Raw genomic sequence first — 17,046 nt, forward strand, 5'->3', positions numbered from 1 at the left:
GGATCGAGTGGTTTCAGAGAGAGATGGGTTGGCTGCCAGGCCGCCTTCGCGAGCAGGCTCGCTCCCACAATGAAACTGAGTGTATTCGGTAGATATTGGTTGGATGTGAGGGCGCTATCGCTGGCAAGCCAGCTCCCACAGGGATCGAGTGGTTTCAGAGAGAGATGGGCTGGCTGCCAGGCCGCCTTCGCGAGCAGGCTCGCTCCCACAAAAGCAAAAGCAAAAGCAAAGCAGCGCAGCTGCCCGCGGCGAAGCCGCCCCACTCAACAATGAGCGTTAGCTCGAGTGCTTTTGATCTTGATCCACCGGCGACGTCGGAAGGCTGAGTGGAGGGAGTGATCCGGGGGTGGGAGCGCAGCGACCGTCTGGCGCAGCCAGACACAGCGGAAGGAGGTGCAGCGAAGCAAACCGTAGCCGCTGCGCCCGGATCGATCCCGCAGCGAAGGAACCCGAGCCTGCGAGGGCCGAACGCAGGAGCTAGCGTTTTTTGCTTACTTTTTTGGCGCTTGTAAAAAGTAAGTCGCCGTCAGGCGAAACCGCCAGCCGCCGCAGCGAAACATTCGGATATTCACACCAAACAAACCCAAGCATGGTCGGCCCAAAGGCCGCCAAGCCCCCCTAGACCCGAGCCTGACTCTTACTCCAATCCGTCAACAAACTATAAGCCACCGCCAACAACGTAGGCCCAATAAACAACCCAATAAAGCCAAAGGCAATCAACCCGCCAAACACCCCGAGCAACACAATCACCAACGGCAAATTCCCGCCACGACTTATCAGGTAAGGCTTGAGCACGTTATCTACGCCACTGATGATGAACGTCCCCCAGATCCCGAGAAAAACCGCCATTCCGTATTCGCCCTTCCACGCCAGCCAGGCCGTGGCCGGCACCCACACCAGCGGCGGCCCCATCGGAATCAGACTGAGCAGAAAGGTGACGATCCCCAGCACCAGCGCCCCCGGCACCCCGGCGATCAGGAACCCGATCAACGCCAGCACTGCCTGGGCTGCCGCCGTACCAATCACACCGTTGACCACCCGCTGCACAGTACCCGCCACCAGCTCGATGTAATAACCGGCACGATCACCAATCAGGCGCTGCAGCAGACTGTGCACAAACGCCGCCAGTCGCGGCCCGTCACGGTAGAAAAAGAACACGAACACCAGACTCAGCGTCAGCTCGAGAATCCCGCCGCCGATCTGCGCACTGCGCGCCAGCAGCCAGTTGCCGACCTGGCCCAGATACGGCTTGATCGAGACCATCAGCGCAGCGCCCTGCTGATCGATGCTGTCCCACATCGCCACCAGCCGCTCACCGACCAGAGGCACGCTGCCAAGCCAGGTCGGCGCTTCCGGCAAACCGTCGACCTGCACGTCCTTGATGAATGCCGTGGCATCGCGCACATGATCGGCAAGATTGAAACCCAGCCACACCAGCGGCGCCGCCACCAGCAACATCCAGCCCAGCGTCAGGATCAACGCAGCCAGCGATTCGCGGCCATTGAGCGCGCGGGTCAACAGACGCATCAGCGGCCAACTGGCGAACGCCAGCACCGCGCCCCAGAACAGCGCCGACCAGAACGGCGCCATCACCCACAGGCTGGCACCAAACAACACCAGCAGCAGAATCTGCACCAGCAGGCGATCGTTATTGAGCATGGAAAATCCCGGCAAAGTCAGTCAGCGAAAGAGTAGGCGAACACTGCGTGCGTGCTCGCCCGGTACAGCTTATCGCAACAGGTCGATGCGCAGGCCAGAGCCGTCGAGATTGCCGGTTTCCATCCGCGCCGCGCGCACACCCTGAGTGATCAGCGCCTGGCGCCACGCTTCGGCCTTGGGCCCGGAAACCGTGACCCGCAAGGTCGTGTCGAGATTCAGGCCACGGGAAATCAGGCGCAGCCAGGTGGCATCCGGCTCATCGACCAGTTTCGGGAAATCCAGCTCGCCGGTGCTTTTCAACTGGCGCAGCAGGGTTGCCGAGGTCGGCAGCAGTTCGCCCAACGGCGCAGTCGCCTCGAACTGTTCGACATGCAGATAGGCTTTACGATTGCCGCGAGTGATGCTGTAGAGCGCCACCAGCGTGTTGTCCTTTGGCGCCGCCAGCCTGAGCAACAGATAAGCCTGTTGCTCGTCAGCGCCATACAGCTTGGCGTTGCCGAACACTTCGTTGGCCCACAGGCTGCTTTCGCCGCAATCGCGGGCCTGGCACCAGAACAGCAACTCGGCGTCCTGCTGTTGCAGGGCTTCGCGGGCGGCGGTAAAGGCTTCGGTGGCGGAATGTTCCGGCGGCAACTCGTAAGTCACCGAGGTGGTCTGGCCACGGGCGGTGACCTGACCGTCGAAGCGCAACTGGCCGCTGATCTTGCGGATCGAGCCCAGCGGGTAGATGCGCTCCAGCTCGGCCGCAGGGCGGTAGTCGACGATCTGTGCGTCGGCCAGACGCGGCACGATTTGCAGATCCTGGCTGCCCGGCACATCGGCAGCTAAGCACAAGGGGCTGAAGCAGCACAGCGCGAAAAGACTGAGTGACCGCATAGTCAGGCTCACCGGACGGTCATGGCTGGGCGGGTCGGGGTCGCAGCGGTATAGAAATCCATCGAGTTTGTCTCCCATTTCAACCCGCCCAGCCTCGGCAGTTGCCCGCAGCAAGTCAAGGCATGGCGAAGAAGCGATTGAAACAGTCTGCTACAAGACCTGCGCCAGCCTCGTCATTCAGGTGCAGATGATGCCCGCCCGGCAGCTGTTCGTGGCTGAAGGGTAGACGCTGCAGCAACTCCGGATGCCTGGCCAACATGCCATCCGCCGCGACTACCAGATGCGCCGGGCAACTGACGCGCGAGGAAAACGCCATTGCCTGTTCTTCCGTCAGGCGCAGCGGCGATGGCAGGGTCAGGCGATTGTCGGTACGCCAGGTGTAACCCCCGGGCACCGGCATCAAGCCGCGCTGGGCCAACAGTTCGGCGGCCTCGCGACTGACTGCTACCAGGCCTTTCATCCGCGCCTCAATGGCCCGCTCAAGGCTGCTGTAGACCGGTTTGCGCTTTTCGCGCAGATCGAGTTGCGCCTGCAGGGCCATGCCCATGCGCTCGGCGGCGTTCTCACCTTGGTCTGTCGGAGGGATCACTCCATCGATGAGCGCCAGATGGCTGATGCGCTCGGGCAGCGAACCGGCGAGGACCATCGAGACAATCGCGCCCATCGAATGCCCGAGCAAACCGAAACGCTTCCAGCCCAATTGCTCAGCCACTTGCAAAACATCATGGGCGTAGTCCCAAAGGGCATAACCGGCACCGCTCGGCCGATGCCCGGAATGGCCGTGGCCAGCCATGTCCAGGGCAACGATGCGCAAGCCGTTGAGCCTGGGCGCCAGCCGCGCGAAGCTGTTGGCGTTGTCGAGCCAGCCGTGCAATGCGATCACCGGCAAGCCGTCCTCGGGGCCGAACAGGTGCGCGGCCAACTCGATGTGCGGCAGATTCAGGCGCACTTCTTCGCAGGTCGCGCTCATGCGCAATCCTTGTTCTGCCGCTGTTCCCAGCGCATGAACAGGCTCTTGAGCAGTCGCGCCGTATCTTGCGGGCGCTCCAGCGGAAACATGTGCCCGCCGGGCATGCTCAGTGCCTCACCTTGCGGCAGTCGCGAGACGAAACGCGTGTGATGACGCATCACCACGCGGCTCTTGTGCCCGCGCACCATGGCCAGCGGCACCTGCAACTGGCGGGTGCGCCCCGGACTGGTGTGCGGCACGCCGCGATAGATGCTGATTTCCGTGGCTGGGTCAAAACGCAGACGCAGCTTGTCGTCGACCTGATGCAAACCGTGTTGCAGGTAGGCATCGAAGCATTCCGGATCGAAGCCGCGAAACAGGGTTTTGCCGGAGAAATAACTGCGGGCGCTGTCGAGATCGGCGAATTCTTCACGGCGCCCGAGGGTGCGCCCGGCGGGAGTCAGCCGGTCGATGAAACCAAAGCGCTTGGCCGCGCGAATCACCCACTGATCGGTGCGGGTCAAGACTGGCGAGTCGAGCATCACCACGCCGCGATACAACTCTGGACAACGCAACGCCGCGTGCAAATGCAGCAGACCACCAAAGGAATGGCCGACGCCCCACACCGGCTGTTCCTGCTGCTCGAGGTGATGGATCAGTTCATCGACGAGGTTGTACCAATTGTCGTCTGCCGGAAAACGCGGGTCATGGGCGTGCTGCTCCAGATGCGCGACCCGGTACTCCGGCGCCAGCGCCGCGAACAACTTGCCGTAGGTCCCCGAAGGGAAGCCATTGGCGTGGGCGAAAAAGATCGGTTGCGACATGCGGGCAAATCCATGAGCGGGAAACGTGCGTTGATTGTCCGCAAGACCCGGCGCCGCAGCAATGACCATAACTGCCAGAAATGGTGGTGGAGACGCTTCGCAAGCAAAAGACCACAACACCGAAGGCTGCGATCTTTTGATCTTCAACCTGTCAACGCAGCGGCGGCTGCTCTCCCAGCGGCACCACCGCCATGGTCAGGCGCGATACGCAACTGGCCTTGCCTTCGTCGCTGGTCAGGCGGATGTCCCATACGTGCGTGGTGCGGCCGATATGGATCGGCGTGGCCACCGCGGTCACCCGCCCGCTACGCAAACCGCGCAGGTGATTGGCGTTGATCTCCAGGCCGACGCAATAGAACTTGCTGGCATCGATGCACAGATAACTGGCCATCGAGCCCACGGTTTCCGCCAGCACCACCGACGCGCCGCCATGCAGCAGGCCGTAAGGCTGGTGGGTGCGGTGGTCGATGACCATGCTCGCCGTCAGCGACTGTTCATCGAAGGCTTCGAAGCGAATATCCAGCACTTCGCCGATGGTGTTCTTCTGGATCGCGTTCAACTGTTCGGTGTCGGGAGTAGTACGCCACAAGCTCATCGCAGACTTCCTTTGTTGTTGTAATCGATGCCTAATCCTGCCACAGCACCGCCTCGCTGCGCGCGCTCCATTCTTCGAAGCGCGGCCCGTAGCGATCCTCGATGACGTTGCGTTTGATTTTCAGGGTCGGTGTGAGGAAGCCGTTGTCCACCGCCCAACTGTCCTTGACTACGACCAGCCGGTGCAGGCGTTCGTGCTTGTCGAGGGCGGCGTTGACCTCCCCCAGCAGCTTTTCCAGGCTCGCGTGCAGGCTGGCACGAGGCTCTTGCTGATTGACCGTCGACAGCACGCACAAGCCCAGCGGCGCCCTTAGGCCATCGCCGACCACGCACACTTGCTCGATGCGCGAATGCACGGCCAGACGGTTTTCGATCGGCGCCGGCGCGACGTATTTGCCCTTGCTGGTCTTGAAGATTTCCTTGAGTCGCCCGGTCAGGCGCAGGCGCCCTTCACTGTCCTGCTCGCCCTTGTCGCCCGTGCGCAGAAAGCCGTCTGCGGTAAGCGTCTCGGCGGTTTTCTGCGGTTCCTTGAAATAGCCGAGCATGTTGGCCTGGCTGCGCACCTGCACTTCGCCGGACTCATCGATGCGCACCTCGACTTCCGGGCATGGCTGGCCGATCCAGCCCTGCTTGTACTGCCCCGGCAAGCAGATATGCGAATAACCGCAGCCCTCGGTCATGCCATAGACCTCCAGCACATCGAGGCCGAGTTTCTGATACCAGGCGAGCAAGGTCTGCGGTACCGGCGCGGCGCCGGACAATGCCACGCGCAAGGCGTCCAGCCCAAGCCCGGCGAGCACTTTGCGCCCGACCCGTTTACCGATGAAGGGCAGCCCGAGGAGAAAATCCAGACGCTTTGCCGGAATCTTGCCATACACGCCCATCTGGAATTTGGTCCAGATACGCGGCACGCCAAACATCGCCGTCGGCCGCGCGCGCTGCAGATCGGTGATGAACGTCTCGAGGCTTTCGGCAAAGAACACTGTCTGCCCGGTATAGATCGACGCCAATTCGACAAACATGCGTTCCGCAACGTGGCACAGCGGCAGATACGACAGCAGCCGATCGTTCTCGTTGAGCCCGAACAGCTGCGTGCCGCGACTGGTGGCGAAACCGAGATTGGCGAAACTGTGCATCACGCCTTTGGGCAGACCGGTGGTACCAGAGGTATAGATGATCGTCGCCAGTTGCTCGGCGGCGGGGCGTGGATCGTCCTGGATTGGCGAACAGCTTTGCAGGTCCGCCCAGCTGTAATCGAACTCCCCCGGCGGATGTAGCGGCAGGCTGATGGTCGGCAAACCCGTCGGCACGCCTTGCGCCATGCCTGCCCAGTCATCGAGCTTGCCGATGAACGCCAGTGCGCTTTCCGAGTGAGTCAGCACCTGCGCCACGGACTCGGCGGTGAGATTGGGGTACAGCGGCACGGACACATGCCCGGCCATCCAAATCGCCAGATCGGCGATGATCCAGTGCGCGCAGTTTTTCGAGATCAAGGCGATGTGGCTGCCGGGCGGCAACTCGCGCGCGCGCAACCAGTGTGCAGCGCAGCGGGCCTGATGGCCGACATCGGCCCACGTCAGCGTCTCGACCTGACCACCGCCGATGGGCTGCACCAGAAAGCGCTGGCGCGGGTGCCGGGCTTCCCGTTCGTAGAACACGTCCAGCGGCAAACGGAAGGCGGCAGACATGCGACTCGCTCCTGTTTTTTGGTCTGGAGCAAGCGTAGTCAACCAAGCAAGTGCTTGGTTGGAATTTTCAATCAAATAATTTCTTGGGGTGACAGAAACAATGTGGGAGCGAGCCTGCTCGCGAATGCAGTGTGTCGGCCCCAAAAAGGGTAATGACACGCCGCCTTCGCGAGCAGGCTCGCTCCCACAGGGATATGGCGTTAAGGGTGCTTGAGGCTATTGAGCTTCATCGAGCCAATCAGCAGTTCACTGTGCTCAAGCTCCGCCAGCCCCGCCGTACTGACCCGCTCCGGCGGATGCCCGGCGCCGTGCTGCAAATAGCTGAGCAGGTTGCCCACCAACGGGTTGTGGCTGACCAGCAACACATTGCTCACAGATACCAGTTGCTCGGCAACCTTGTCCGGATCGCTCTCCGGCGTCAGCCATTCGACCGTGCGAATCTCCGGCTCGAACCCCAGCGCCTCGCGGACAATCTGCGCGGTTTGCTGAGCGCGTACATAAGGGCTGGCATAAATCGCCGTCAGCGGCTGCCCGATCAGATGCGCCGCGCTGCTGAGGACTTCCTTACGGCCGTGCTCGGTCAGCTCGCGCTCGGAATCGATTTTCGAGCCGTGAGGCACCGCCTCACCGTGACGCAATACCCAGAGTTTCATAGTTTGGGCTCCTCATCGCGCACCGGGTGCGCGGCCGGGGCGACAGTGTGCGGCGCTTCCCCTTCCGGGGTGCGCGGCGCCGGCCAGTCGGCAAACGGCCAGGGCTTCTGGTCACTGTGAAACGTGCCGAAGCGGCCGATCTGCGCGAGGAACTGGCTGAGGCTGTCGCCAAAATTCATCAGGCTGGCGCTCGGTGCGCCGTAGATCAGGCGGTAGATCAGTTGCACCAGGACCACCGCGCCGAGGATGAATTGCGCGACTTGCCAGACCAGCAGATAAACGATCATCCACAACACCCGCAGGAGGATGGATTCGTACTGGGTTTCGCTTTTCGGATCGTTCATGGCTTGCTTCCTGTCCGTGTAACAGCTGAATCAGTTGAAACCGCTGGTGGAAATAAAGTCGACGTCGGTTTTCGGCTCGGCACGCATCAATAGACCGATCACCTGCTCCAGCGTGCGTCCTTCGAACAGGATCGCGTGCAGCCCGGCGACCAGCGGCATGTACACGCCGACTTCCTGGGACTTGGCCTTGAGCACCTTGAGGGTGTTGACCCCTTCAGCGACCTCACCGAGACGCGACACCGCTTCGTCGAGGCTCAAGCCCTGACCGAGGGCGAAACCGACCTGATAGTTGCGGCTTTTCGGTGAAGAGCAGGTGACGATCAGATCGCCGACCCCGGCCAGACCGAGGAAGGTCATCGGGTTGGCGCCTTGATTCACCGCAAATCGGGTCATCTCGGCCAAGGCGCGGGTGATCAGCATGCTCTTGGTGTTCTCGCCCATGTCCAGCGCCACCGCCATGCCGGCGATGATTGCGTAGACGTTTTTCAACGCACCGCCCAGCTCGACACCGAAACGGTCGGCGCTGGCGTAAACGCGGAAGGTGCGCCCGTGCAGCGCGGCTTGCACCGCTTTGCACAGTTCTTCGTCTTCGCTGGCGACCACCGTGGCGGTCAATGCGTGCTCGGCGATTTCCCGCGCCAGGTTCGGCCCGGACAACACGCCGATGCGTGCCTGCGGGGCGATCTCTTCGAGGATCTGGCTCATCAGCTTGAAGGTCTGCGCTTCGATGCCTTTGGTCAGACTGACCAGCATCTTGCCGCTCAAACGCTCGGCGTGGGCGGCGAGTACCGTGCGCAAGGCGCTGGACGGCAGCGCGACAAAGCACAGATCGCAGGCGTCGAGGGTGGCTTGCAGGTCGGTGACGGCGGTCACGCCCGGCAGAATCCTGATGCCTTTGAGGTAACGCGGGTTTTCGCGATTGACCCGGATGGCCTCGGCCTGCTCGGGGTCACGCATCCACTGAAGGACTTGATGGCCGTTCTCGGCCAGCAGATTGGCCACGGCGGTACCAAAACTTCCGCCTCCCAGGACCGCAATCGGGCGCTGTTCAGTCATATGCAATCCGTTAATCCATACCAGTGGCGATGCCGGGCATTATACGGGGCGCCCCGGTGGCGGCCAGCCCCAGCAACAATTACCGACATTTGTAGGAAGAAGACCAATAAAACCTAGGAAAATGCCTGTAACGTCACTGGAAAAGTCGCTGCCCTCGGTTAACATGCGCGCCAATTCCTTCTCTGCAGGCTGTGTCGTGTTTTCTGGCCCTCCTCCTCCGCGCTCGCCCCTGCTACTGGCGCTGCTGTTCAGCCCGCTGGTACTGGCGGACGACCTGTTCGTCGACAGCCAGACGCTGCCGCCGGTGCTGACGGCCACGCGGCTGAAGCAGACGCCGGCGGAAGTGCCCGGGAGCATGACCGTGCTCGACAACGAATTGATCAACGCCAGCGGTGCCCGCGATATCAGCGAACTGCTGCGGCTGGTGCCCGGAATGATGGTCGGCAGCATCAATGGCAATCAGCCGGCGGTGAATTACCACGGCACGAATGCCAGCGAAGCGCGGCGCATGCAGGTGTTGATCGATGGCCGCTCGGTGTATCGCGCCGGCCTGGCGACGGTGGACTGGAGCGATATTCCGGTAGCGATGGAAGACATTGACCGGATCGAGGTGTTTCGCGGCCCGAACACGGTCAGCTACGGCGCCAACGCGCTGATGGCGGTGATCAACATCATCACCCGACACCCGGCCGACAGCCACGGCACGCGCCTGAAAATCACCCGCGGTCAGCGTGGCATCAACGACTTTTATGCCAGCCAGGGCACCGGGTGGGATGGCGGTGATCTGCGCCTGTCGCTGTCCGGCCAGGAAGACGACGGTTTCGACAGCGACCGCAACGGCGCCGATTATCGCGACAGTCGACGCTTGAATCGTCTGAGCCTGGCGGTCAGCCACGACCTCAATGAAGGGCAAAGCCTCGACTGGCAGCTCAACGCCAAGGACGGCAGCAATCAGCGACCTTATACCTACCGCCCGGTGTTCTCGGGGATTACCGACGCCGGGAACAATTCCGACGTGGTGGCCAAGGATTACGCCGGTTCGGTGCGCTGGAACCTCGATATCAACCCCGAACACAGCCTTTATGTACAAGGTTCGGCGCAGCACTGGGATCGCCAGCAAGTCTGGCGCGCTTGCGATGCTGAAGTGTCGTTCAGCCCCGAGCTGGCGCAGCTGTGGCAGCTCAACCCGAATTACACCGAGCGGCTGGCGCGCAACATCAACCAGTTCACCGGCCCCGGCGCGGCACCCGGCACGCCGCAGGAAATGGCGCTGGCCAATCAAGTGCTTGAGCAATGGCGCAACGGCGCCAGCCAGACCCTATGCGGCGACATCGACCAGAGCGCCCGCGAATCGCGCTACGACCTCGAACTGCAGGACACCCTCAGTCTGTCCGACAGCCTGCGTCTGGTCAGCGGCCTCAACTACCGCTACGACCGCGCCGACTCCGAGACCTATTTCAACGGCACCCTCGACGACACCACCTGGCGCGCCTTCGGTCAACTGGAATGGCGCGCCACCGAGCACTGGCTGCTGCAGGGCGGTGCGATGTTCGAAGACACGCAACTGATCGGCAGTTCGCTGACGCCGCGCTTCGCGGTCAACTACCTGATCAACCCGCGTCACGGTCTGCGTGCGGTGTACTCGGAGGCGATCCGTTCGCCGGACATGTTCGAGAACAACGTCAACTGGAGCTATCAGGTCAGCAACCTGCGGCCCTCGGCGTACGGCCAGTCGTCGGCGCGTTATTTCGTCAAGACCCGTGGCCCCGGCGATCTCGATCAGGAGCACATGCGCTCGCGTGAATTGGGCTACAACGGTTATTTCGCCGAACTCGGTCTGGCGGTGGACGTGAAGCTGTTCTACGACGAAATCACCGGCATGATCAGCGAGCCGCTGCGCAATAACCAATACATCGCCAGCAACGCCAACAGCTCGCGCTTTCGCGGCACCGAAACGCAACTCGACTGGCGCCTCGGCAGCGCCGACCGCTTGCGTTTGACCTACGCCTTCGTCGACGCCGAGGCGAGCAATCCGCTGGACCAGCAGTACACCTCACGCCACAGCGGTTCCGCCGGTTGGCTGCGCAACTGGGGGCATGGCTGGAACAGCGCCCTCGTCTATTACGGCGACAACGCGCTCAACGGCTATCGCTTCGAACGCGTCGACACGCGCATCGCCAAACGTATCGCCATTGGCAAAGCTCAGCTGCAATTGGCCGGGGTGCTGCAACAGCGTCTCGACCATCAGCCGAACACCTTCGTCGACAACAATTACGACGAACGCCGAGTGATGTATTTCAGCGCCGAGCTGGAGTTTTAGGATGCGCAACGGCCCGTCACGGAAGACGCCAACCCTTGGCCACTGGCTGGCCGGGCTCTGCCTGTTCTTGACCGCGTGGCTGCACGGTGTCGCGGTGCAGGCGGCGGATATTCTGTTGACCGGCGCCGAGGAAAGCCCCGGCGTGCAAGCTTTTGTTCAGGCACTGAGTGAACTGCGCCCGACCGACAACGTGCGGTTTCAGCCGCTGGCCAGTTTGCCGGCTCCGGGCAAACTGCCGGCCAGCCTGCGCTTGATCCTGCTCGACCTGCCCAGCCTCGACTGGCGCCTGCAGGACTCGCAAGGCCCGTCGACGCTGGTGTTGCGCATCAGTCGCTTGCAGGCACGCCAGCGTTTCGCTGACTCGCACCCGGCGCGCCTGAGCCTGTTGTGGAGCGATCCGCCGCTAAGCCGACAATTGCAACTGATCCGACGGATTCTGCCGCAGGCCCGACGCGTCGGCGTGTTGTTCGATGAGCATGGCGAGTTCCTTCTCGACGAATTGCGTGCGGCTGCGCGGCCGTTGAATCTGGACATCGTCAGCCAGCGCTGGGACAACACCCACGACAGCCGTCCGCTGCAAGCGGTGCTGAAAAACAGCGACGTATTGCTCGGCCTCGACGATCCCGACCTGTACAACTCGCAAACGGCGAAAAACCTTTTGCTCAGCAGCTACTCGCGGCAGGTTGCGCTGATCGGCCCCAACATTGCCTTCGTTCGCGCGGGCAGCCTCGCCAGCACCTACAGCGACCAGAGTGACTGGCTGGCGATTCTCGATCATTTGCTCGACCAGCCGACCAGTGCCTGGCCACGAACGCTTTATCCCGCTCGTTTCAAAGTCTCAAGTAATGCGCAGGTGGCTCGTTCCTTAGGCATCGAACCGCTGAATGAAGCATCTGTCGCCAGTGCCTTGGCCGAAGGAGAGCGCCGCCCATGAGTTTTCGTCGCCGTTGGGACATCAACACCCGCACGCAGCTGATCAGCCTCGGGCCGGCGCTGTTGCTGACGTTGCTGTTGATCAGCTTTTTCACCTTCGTGCGCATTCAGGATTTGCGCCAGGAGCTGAACCACACCGGCCAGTTGATCGCCAACCAACTGGCCCCGGCCACGGAATACGGGGTGATCTCCGGCAACAACGAAGTGCTGGAAAGCCTGCTAAAGGCGACACTGGCCACACCCAATGTGCGCTTTCTCGAAGTGCAGGACAGCGCCAACCGGATTGTGGTGTACGTCGAACAACCGGCCGACAGCCACAGCCGCCCGCATCAGGTCGAAGTATTCCAGGCGCCGGTGCGTTTGCAGCGGATCGCCTTGCACAATGATTTTTTCCAGGACGGCAAGGTCAGCAACAGCGCCGCCGGCGAGGATTATCTCGGGCGAGTGATCGTCGGCCTGTCCAACGATGCTTTCAGTCAGCGCCAGCAGGAGATCCTGTTCAAGGCCGGGATTCTCGCGCTGTTCGCCCTGCTCTTCACTTTTGTCGTGGCGCGGCGCCTGGCCGGCAGCCTGTCGCAACCGATCCGTGACATTGGCAACGCTGTCAAAGCGATCCAGGAAGGCGACTACAAAACCCCGCTGCCGATTGTCGATGACACAGAGCTGGGTGCGCTGTCGCAGCACATCAACAACCTCGCCCAAGCGCTGGAGCAGGCCAGTCGCGAACAGCAGCAGGCGATGGCGCAATTGATCCAGACCCGCGAAGAGGCGGAAAAGGCCAACAACGCCAAGTCGGATTTTCTGGCGATGATGAGCCATGAACTGCGCACGCCCATGAACGGCGTACTGGGCATGCTGCAACTGCTCGAAACCACCGAGATGACCGACGAGCAGGCGGAATACGCGGCGCTCGCGTCGGAGTCGACCGAGCATTTGCTCAAGGTCATCAACGACATTCTCGACTTCTCGCGAATCGAGCGTTCGGAGCTGGAGCTTGAGCACATTCCGTTCAACCTCGCCGAGTTGATCGGCGCCTGCGCGCAGTCGTTCCAGCACAGCGCGGTGCAGCGAGGCCTGGCGCTGAATCTGCGCATTCCCGACGACATGCGTGGCTTGCAGGTGCAGGGCGATCCGACGCGGATCCGGCAGATTCTGGTCAACCTGGTCGGCAATGCCTTGAAGTTCACCGAGCAGGGCCGGGTCAGCATCGAAGCGCAATGGCAATCGCTGGATCACGAACTGCTGTGGTTCACCTGCTCGGTGCGCGACAGCGGCATCGGCATTTCTTCTGAGAGTCTGGAGCTGATGTTCAATGCCTTCCAGCAGGCCGACAGTTCGATTTCCCGTCGTTACGGCGGCACCGGTCTCGGTCTGCCGATCGCGCGGACCCTGGCCGAACGCATGGGCGGTACCTTGCGCGCGCAGAGCGAAGAAGGTCGTGGCTCGGTTTTCACCCTGGAAATCCCGTTGGCGCTCTATAAGCAGGCAATGCCCGCACTGGCCGCGCCACGTGCGTTGAACGGCAGCGGTCAGGGCGAAGGACGCCATGTGTTGCTGGTCGAAGACAATCCGGTCAACCAGACCGTGATCGAAGCGATGCTGCGCAGCCTCGGCTTTGCCGTCAGCGTGGCGACCGATGGCGCGCAAGCAGTGCGCAGTGCCGAGGGCGGCGAATTCGAAGTGATTCTGATGGACTGCCGGCTGCCGATCATCGACGGCTACGAGGCCACGCGGCAGATCCGCGACCTGCCCGGACGCCGCGATGTGCCGATCATTGCACTGACCGCGAATGCCCTGCAGGGCGACCGCGAAACCTGTCTCGCGGCGGGGATGAACGATTACCTGGCCAAGCCGTTCAAACGCAATGACCTGCAGCAGATTTTGCAGCGCTGGGTGTCGTAGTGTGGGCCTTTCGACCATCTGCGACTGGCGTGAAAAGCGAAAGTGCGGCAGTCTTAGGCACCCGAACGAGCCCCAAAAGGGGCTTGATTAAAAATTTCAGTGCACAAGTGTACATTCATGTCCTTGGTGCTGTGACTTTCACCACAACGCAATAGTCTATGAGTAGGCTGCCGGTTCGAGGCATGAACGCCTTGAACGGTCGGGAAGATCTGCCCCACCTGCCGCATGGGATTATTGAGGAGCTCGCATGACCAAACAAAACGCCTTTACTCGGGAAGACCTGCTGCGCTGCAGTCGCGGTGAGCTGTTCGGCCCAGGTAACGCGCAACTGCCCGCCCCGAACATGCTGATGGTGGATCGCATCACCCATATCAGCGAAGAAGGCGGCAAGTACGGCAAAGGTGAATTGGTCGCCGAGCTGGATATCAACCCTGATCTGTGGTTCTTCGCCTGCCATTTCGAAGGCGATCCGGTGATGCCGGGCTGCCTGGGTCTGGACGCCATGTGGCAACTGGTCGGTTTCTTCCTGGGCTGGCAAGGCCTGCCGGGCCGCGGCCGTGCGCTGGGTTCGGGCGAAGTGAAATTCTTCGGCCAGGTGCTGCCGACCGCCAAGAAAGTCACTTACAACATTCATATCAAACGCGTCCTCAAGGGCAAGCTGAACATGGCCATCGCCGATGGTTCGGTCAGTGTCGACGGACGCGAAATCTACACCGCCGAAGGCCTGCGCGTCGGCGTGTTCACCTCCACTGACAACTTCTAAGGGTTATTCGCATGCGCCGCGTCGTTATCACTGGTCTGGGCATCGTTTCGTGCCTGGGCAATGACAAAGAGACCGTCTCCGCTAACCTGCGTGCAAGCCGCCCTGGCATCCGGTTCAACCCGGAATATGCTGAAATGGGTCTGCGTAGCCAGGTTTCCGGCTCCATCGACCTCAACCTTGAAGAGCTGATCGATCGCAAGATCTATCGCTTCGTCGGCCATGCAGCGGCTTACGCCTACCTGGCCATGAAAGACGCGATCACTGACTCCGGCCTGACCGAAGAGCAGGTGTCCAACCCGCGCACCGGTCTGATCGCCGGCTCCGGCGGCGCTTCCACGCTGAACCAGATGGAAGCGCTGGACATCCTCCGCGAGAAAGGCGTGAAGCGCGTTGGCCCGTACCGTGTCACGCGGACCATGAGCAGCACCGTTTCCGCTTGCCTGGCCACGCCGTTCAAGATCAAGGGCCTGAACTACTCCATCGCTTCTGCCTGCGCCACCAGTGCTCACTGCATCGGTACCGCCATGGAACAGATCCAGATGGGCAAGCAGGACATCGTCTTCGCCGGTGGCGGTGAGGAAGAGCACTGGAGCCAGTCGTTCCTGTTCGACGCGATGGGCGCTCTGTCCAGCAAGCGCAACGACACCCCGGAACAAGCTTCCCGCGCCTACGACAAGGATCGCGATGGTTTCGTCATCGCTGGCGGCGGCGGCATGGTTGTCGTCGAAGAGCTGGAACACGCTCTGGCCCGTGGCGCGAAGATCTACGCCGAGATCGTTGGCTACGGCGCAACGTCCGACGGCTACGACATGGTTGCCCCGAGCGGCGAAGGCGCGATCCGCTGCATGCAGCAGGCGCTGTCCACCGTCGACACCCCGATCGATTACCTGAACACCCACGGCACTTCGACTCCGGTCGGCGACGTCGCGGAAATGAAAGGTGTGCGTGAAGTGTTCGGCGACAAGGCTCCGGCAATCAGCTCGACCAAGAGCTTGTCCGGTCACTCCTTGGGCGCTGCCGGCGTGCACGAAGCGATCTACTGCATGCTGATGATGGAAGGCAACTTCATCGCCGGCTCCGCCAACATCGACGAGCTCGACCCGGAAGTGGCCGATCTGCCGGTGCTGACCAAGACCCGCGAAAACGCCACCATCAACACCGTGATGAGCAACAGCTTCGGCTTCGGCGGCACCAACGCCACGCTGGTGCTGAAGCGCTGGGAAGGCAAGTAATTCCCCGCTGCTGAGCCACACATGAAAACGCCCCGACTGGTTCGGGGCGTTTTTTTTCGTCTGCAGAAAATAGCAGGTACACCGCAAAACCTGTGGGAGCGAGCCTGCTCGCGAATGCGATATTGATCGTTCCCACGCTCTGCGTGGGAATGCAGCCCGTGACGCTCCGCGTCACTGGACGCGGAGCGTCCCCAGAGGCATTCCCACGCGGAGCGTGGGAACGATCAAAGACAGGGATCCAGAGCGTTCTGGAGATGAAACTTCTGTCATGAAACTTACTACCCTGCGACCGAATGTCGCGGTTTACGTGGCCTGCAGCACTGTTGCGAAATGCGCAACGACACCTTGCGCCAATTGGCGGTTTACTTAGCTGGCTAACAAAACCTATAACAGAGTCCTGCACATGCCTTGGTGCAGTAACTTGAGATCTGGAGCTAGCAGATGACTGTAAAAGTAACTGAACGCGACGATTCACACATGTCCCACGAAGGCCTGGCCGCCGGCATCCGTATCTGGGATGTGCATCAACAAGATTTGCTGGTCGGCATGTTCCACAACGAGATCGATGCCCACAACTACAAGGCCGAACTGGAAGTGCAGGAACAGCAACGAGAACTGAAGTCCGCCTGAGGCAACCACAGCATTGAAAACGACAAACCCCGCCATGAGCGGGGTTCGTCGTTGTTACAGCCGTGGATTTACCACATCAGATCGTCAGGGATCTGGTACGCCGCGTACGGATCGTCCTCAGCGTTGACCTCTTCGGTCTGCACGTTGAGCTGGACGATGCGCTGCGGGTCGCGCTCCTGGATCTTCAGCGCCGCTTCACGGGGAATCACTTCATAGCCGCCGTTGTGGTGCACGATCGCCAGCGAACCGCTGCTGAGCTTGTTGCGCATCAGCGTGTTGACCGAGATGCGCTTGACCTTCTTGTCGTCGACAAAGTTGTAGTAGTCCTCGGTGGTCAGCTTGGGCAGACGCGAGACTTCAATCAACTGCTTGACCTGCGCGGCGCGGGCCTTGGCCTCGGCCTTCTCCTGCTGCTGACGATTCAGCTCCTGGTCGCGCTTGACCTTCTCGGCCATGGCTTCCTGGGCAGCGCGCTGCTGCGAATCGTCCAGCTCGGCCTGGCCTTTGTGGGCCAGGCGCTGTTGCTTCTGCTTGTCTTTGCTGACCTGTTTGGCCTGCTTTTGGTTGACCAGGCCTGCTTTGAGCAACTGGTCGCGAAGGGAAAGGCTCATCAATGCTTACTC

General features: G+C 61.5%; 16 protein-coding genes. 6 read left to right on the plus strand and 10 right to left on the minus strand.

Going from position 1 to position 17,046, the window contains the following annotated elements; genetic code table 11:
* Positions 1-618 precede the first annotated feature (618 nt).
* From ACZZZ4_RS01515 to ACZZZ4_RS01555, 9 genes are all read right to left on the minus strand, one after another.
* The gene (locus tag ACZZZ4_RS01515; protein WP_415761791.1) at positions 619-1,659 is read right to left on the minus strand and encodes an AI-2E family transporter; all 1,041 of its coding nucleotides are present in this window, start codon (positions 1,657-1,659) and stop codon (positions 619-621) included.
* 69 nt (positions 1,660-1,728) lie between these two features.
* Positions 1,729-2,535 carry a DUF4892 domain-containing protein gene (locus tag ACZZZ4_RS01520; RefSeq protein ID WP_463547100.1) on the minus strand — a complete coding sequence of 269 codons (807 nt, stop codon included), beginning with the start codon at positions 2,533-2,535 and terminating at the stop codon, positions 1,729-1,731.
* Positions 2,536-2,650: 115 nt separating this feature from the next.
* A complete protein-coding gene (locus ACZZZ4_RS01525; protein WP_463547101.1) occupies positions 2,651-3,505 on the minus strand; it encodes an alpha/beta hydrolase in 855 nt (284 codons plus the stop codon).
* Positions 3,502-4,308: an alpha/beta fold hydrolase gene (locus ACZZZ4_RS01530; RefSeq protein WP_039757823.1), complete on the minus strand. Its 807-nt coding sequence runs from the start codon at positions 4,306-4,308 to the stop codon at positions 3,502-3,504. Before ACZZZ4_RS01530 ends, ACZZZ4_RS01525 begins: the two co-directional genes overlap by 4 nt.
* A gap of 151 nt (positions 4,309-4,459) precedes the next feature.
* Positions 4,460-4,903, minus strand: a complete 444-nt coding sequence (locus tag ACZZZ4_RS01535; RefSeq protein ID WP_463547102.1) for a hotdog fold thioesterase — start codon at positions 4,901-4,903, stop codon at positions 4,460-4,462.
* A 31-nt stretch (positions 4,904-4,934) separates the two neighbouring features.
* Positions 4,935-6,590, minus strand: a complete 1,656-nt coding sequence (locus ACZZZ4_RS01540; protein WP_463547103.1) for an AMP-binding protein — start codon at positions 6,588-6,590, stop codon at positions 4,935-4,937.
* A gap of 200 nt (positions 6,591-6,790) precedes the next feature.
* Positions 6,791-7,243 carry a phosphohistidine phosphatase SixA gene (sixA, locus tag ACZZZ4_RS01545; protein ID WP_415761787.1) on the minus strand — a complete coding sequence of 151 codons (453 nt, stop codon included), beginning with the start codon at positions 7,241-7,243 and terminating at the stop codon, positions 6,791-6,793.
* Positions 7,240-7,587 (minus strand): DUF4389 domain-containing protein, encoded by a 348-nt coding sequence (locus ACZZZ4_RS01550; RefSeq protein ID WP_016773653.1) that lies wholly within the window; start codon positions 7,585-7,587, stop codon positions 7,240-7,242. Before ACZZZ4_RS01550 ends, sixA begins: the two co-directional genes overlap by 4 nt.
* 30 nt (positions 7,588-7,617) lie before the next feature.
* A complete protein-coding gene (locus tag ACZZZ4_RS01555) occupies positions 7,618-8,643 on the minus strand; it encodes an NAD(P)H-dependent glycerol-3-phosphate dehydrogenase (RefSeq protein ID WP_463547104.1) in 1,026 nt (341 codons plus the stop codon).
* 163 nt (positions 8,644-8,806) lie between these two features.
* Between ACZZZ4_RS01555 and ACZZZ4_RS01560 the strand changes: the two genes are divergently transcribed.
* The 6 genes from ACZZZ4_RS01560 to ACZZZ4_RS01585 all read left to right on the plus strand — a co-directional run bounded on the left by ACZZZ4_RS01560 (position 8,807) and on the right by ACZZZ4_RS01585 (position 16,423).
* Positions 8,807-10,963, plus strand: coding sequence for a TonB-dependent receptor plug domain-containing protein (locus ACZZZ4_RS01560; RefSeq protein WP_463549240.1), 2,157 nt, complete (start codon positions 8,807-8,809; stop codon positions 10,961-10,963).
* A gap of 1 nt (position 10,964) precedes the next feature.
* Positions 10,965-11,897 (plus strand): ABC transporter substrate-binding protein, encoded by a 933-nt coding sequence (locus tag ACZZZ4_RS01565; RefSeq protein WP_415761785.1) that lies wholly within the window; start codon positions 10,965-10,967, stop codon positions 11,895-11,897.
* Entirely contained in the window at positions 11,894-13,798 is a 1,905-nt protein-coding gene (locus ACZZZ4_RS01570; RefSeq protein WP_129997409.1) for an ATP-binding protein, read from the plus strand. Before ACZZZ4_RS01565 ends, ACZZZ4_RS01570 begins: the two co-directional genes overlap by 4 nt.
* Positions 13,799-14,045: 247 nt before the next feature.
* The gene (fabA, locus tag ACZZZ4_RS01575) at positions 14,046-14,561 is read left to right on the plus strand and encodes a 3-hydroxyacyl-[acyl-carrier-protein] dehydratase FabA (protein WP_024013962.1); all 516 of its coding nucleotides are present in this window, start codon (positions 14,046-14,048) and stop codon (positions 14,559-14,561) included.
* Positions 14,562-14,572: 11 nt separating this feature from the next.
* A complete protein-coding gene (gene fabB, locus ACZZZ4_RS01580) occupies positions 14,573-15,793 on the plus strand; it encodes a beta-ketoacyl-ACP synthase I (RefSeq protein WP_016773647.1) in 1,221 nt (406 codons plus the stop codon).
* 441 nt (positions 15,794-16,234) lie between these two features.
* Complete coding sequence (locus ACZZZ4_RS01585) at positions 16,235-16,423, plus strand: hypothetical protein (RefSeq protein ID WP_016773646.1); 189 nt, start codon at positions 16,235-16,237, stop codon at positions 16,421-16,423.
* 68 nt (positions 16,424-16,491) lie between these two features.
* Here the strand turns inward: ACZZZ4_RS01585 and ACZZZ4_RS01590 are convergent, their stop codons facing one another.
* Positions 16,492-17,034: a DUF2058 domain-containing protein gene (locus ACZZZ4_RS01590; RefSeq protein ID WP_016773645.1), complete on the minus strand. Its 543-nt coding sequence runs from the start codon at positions 17,032-17,034 to the stop codon at positions 16,492-16,494.
* Between the last annotated feature and the right edge of the window lie 12 nt (positions 17,035-17,046).

The sequence above is a fragment of the Pseudomonas sp. AC252 genome (genome assembly GCF_979258105.1).

Bases quoted from the DNA above. Each gene is read 5' to 3' on its own strand.
- fabA (WP_024013962.1), top strand. From the start codon at position 14,046: ATGACCAAACAAAACGCCTTTACTCGGGAAGACCTGCTGCGCTGCAGT.
- ACZZZ4_RS01570 (WP_129997409.1), top strand. From the start codon at position 11,894: ATGAGTTTTCGTCGCCGTTGGGACATCAACACCCGCACGCAGCTGATC.
- ACZZZ4_RS01585 (WP_016773646.1), top strand. From the start codon at position 16,235: ATGACTGTAAAAGTAACTGAACGCGACGATTCACACATGTCCCACGAA.
- ACZZZ4_RS01590 (WP_016773645.1), bottom strand. From the start codon at position 17,034: ATGAGCCTTTCCCTTCGCGACCAGTTGCTCAAAGCAGGCCTGGTCAAC.
- ACZZZ4_RS01535 (WP_463547102.1), bottom strand. From the start codon at position 4,903: ATGAGCTTGTGGCGTACTACTCCCGACACCGAACAGTTGAACGCGATC.
- ACZZZ4_RS01565 (WP_415761785.1), top strand. From the start codon at position 10,965: ATGCGCAACGGCCCGTCACGGAAGACGCCAACCCTTGGCCACTGGCTG.
- sixA (WP_415761787.1), bottom strand. From the start codon at position 7,243: ATGAAACTCTGGGTATTGCGTCACGGTGAGGCGGTGCCTCACGGCTCG.
- ACZZZ4_RS01540 (WP_463547103.1), bottom strand. From the start codon at position 6,590: ATGTCTGCCGCCTTCCGTTTGCCGCTGGACGTGTTCTACGAACGGGAA.
- fabB (WP_016773647.1), top strand. From the start codon at position 14,573: ATGCGCCGCGTCGTTATCACTGGTCTGGGCATCGTTTCGTGCCTGGGC.
- ACZZZ4_RS01530 (WP_039757823.1), bottom strand. From the start codon at position 4,308: ATGTCGCAACCGATCTTTTTCGCCCACGCCAATGGCTTCCCTTCGGGG.
- ACZZZ4_RS01520 (WP_463547100.1), bottom strand. From the start codon at position 2,535: ATGCGGTCACTCAGTCTTTTCGCGCTGTGCTGCTTCAGCCCCTTGTGC.
- ACZZZ4_RS01560 (WP_463549240.1), top strand. From the start codon at position 8,807: ATGCGCGCCAATTCCTTCTCTGCAGGCTGTGTCGTGTTTTCTGGCCCT.
- ACZZZ4_RS01525 (WP_463547101.1), bottom strand. From the start codon at position 3,505: ATGAGCGCGACCTGCGAAGAAGTGCGCCTGAATCTGCCGCACATCGAG.
- ACZZZ4_RS01550 (WP_016773653.1), bottom strand. From the start codon at position 7,587: ATGAACGATCCGAAAAGCGAAACCCAGTACGAATCCATCCTCCTGCGG.
- ACZZZ4_RS01555 (WP_463547104.1), bottom strand. From the start codon at position 8,643: ATGACTGAACAGCGCCCGATTGCGGTCCTGGGAGGCGGAAGTTTTGGT.
- ACZZZ4_RS01515 (WP_415761791.1), bottom strand. From the start codon at position 1,659: ATGCTCAATAACGATCGCCTGCTGGTGCAGATTCTGCTGCTGGTGTTG.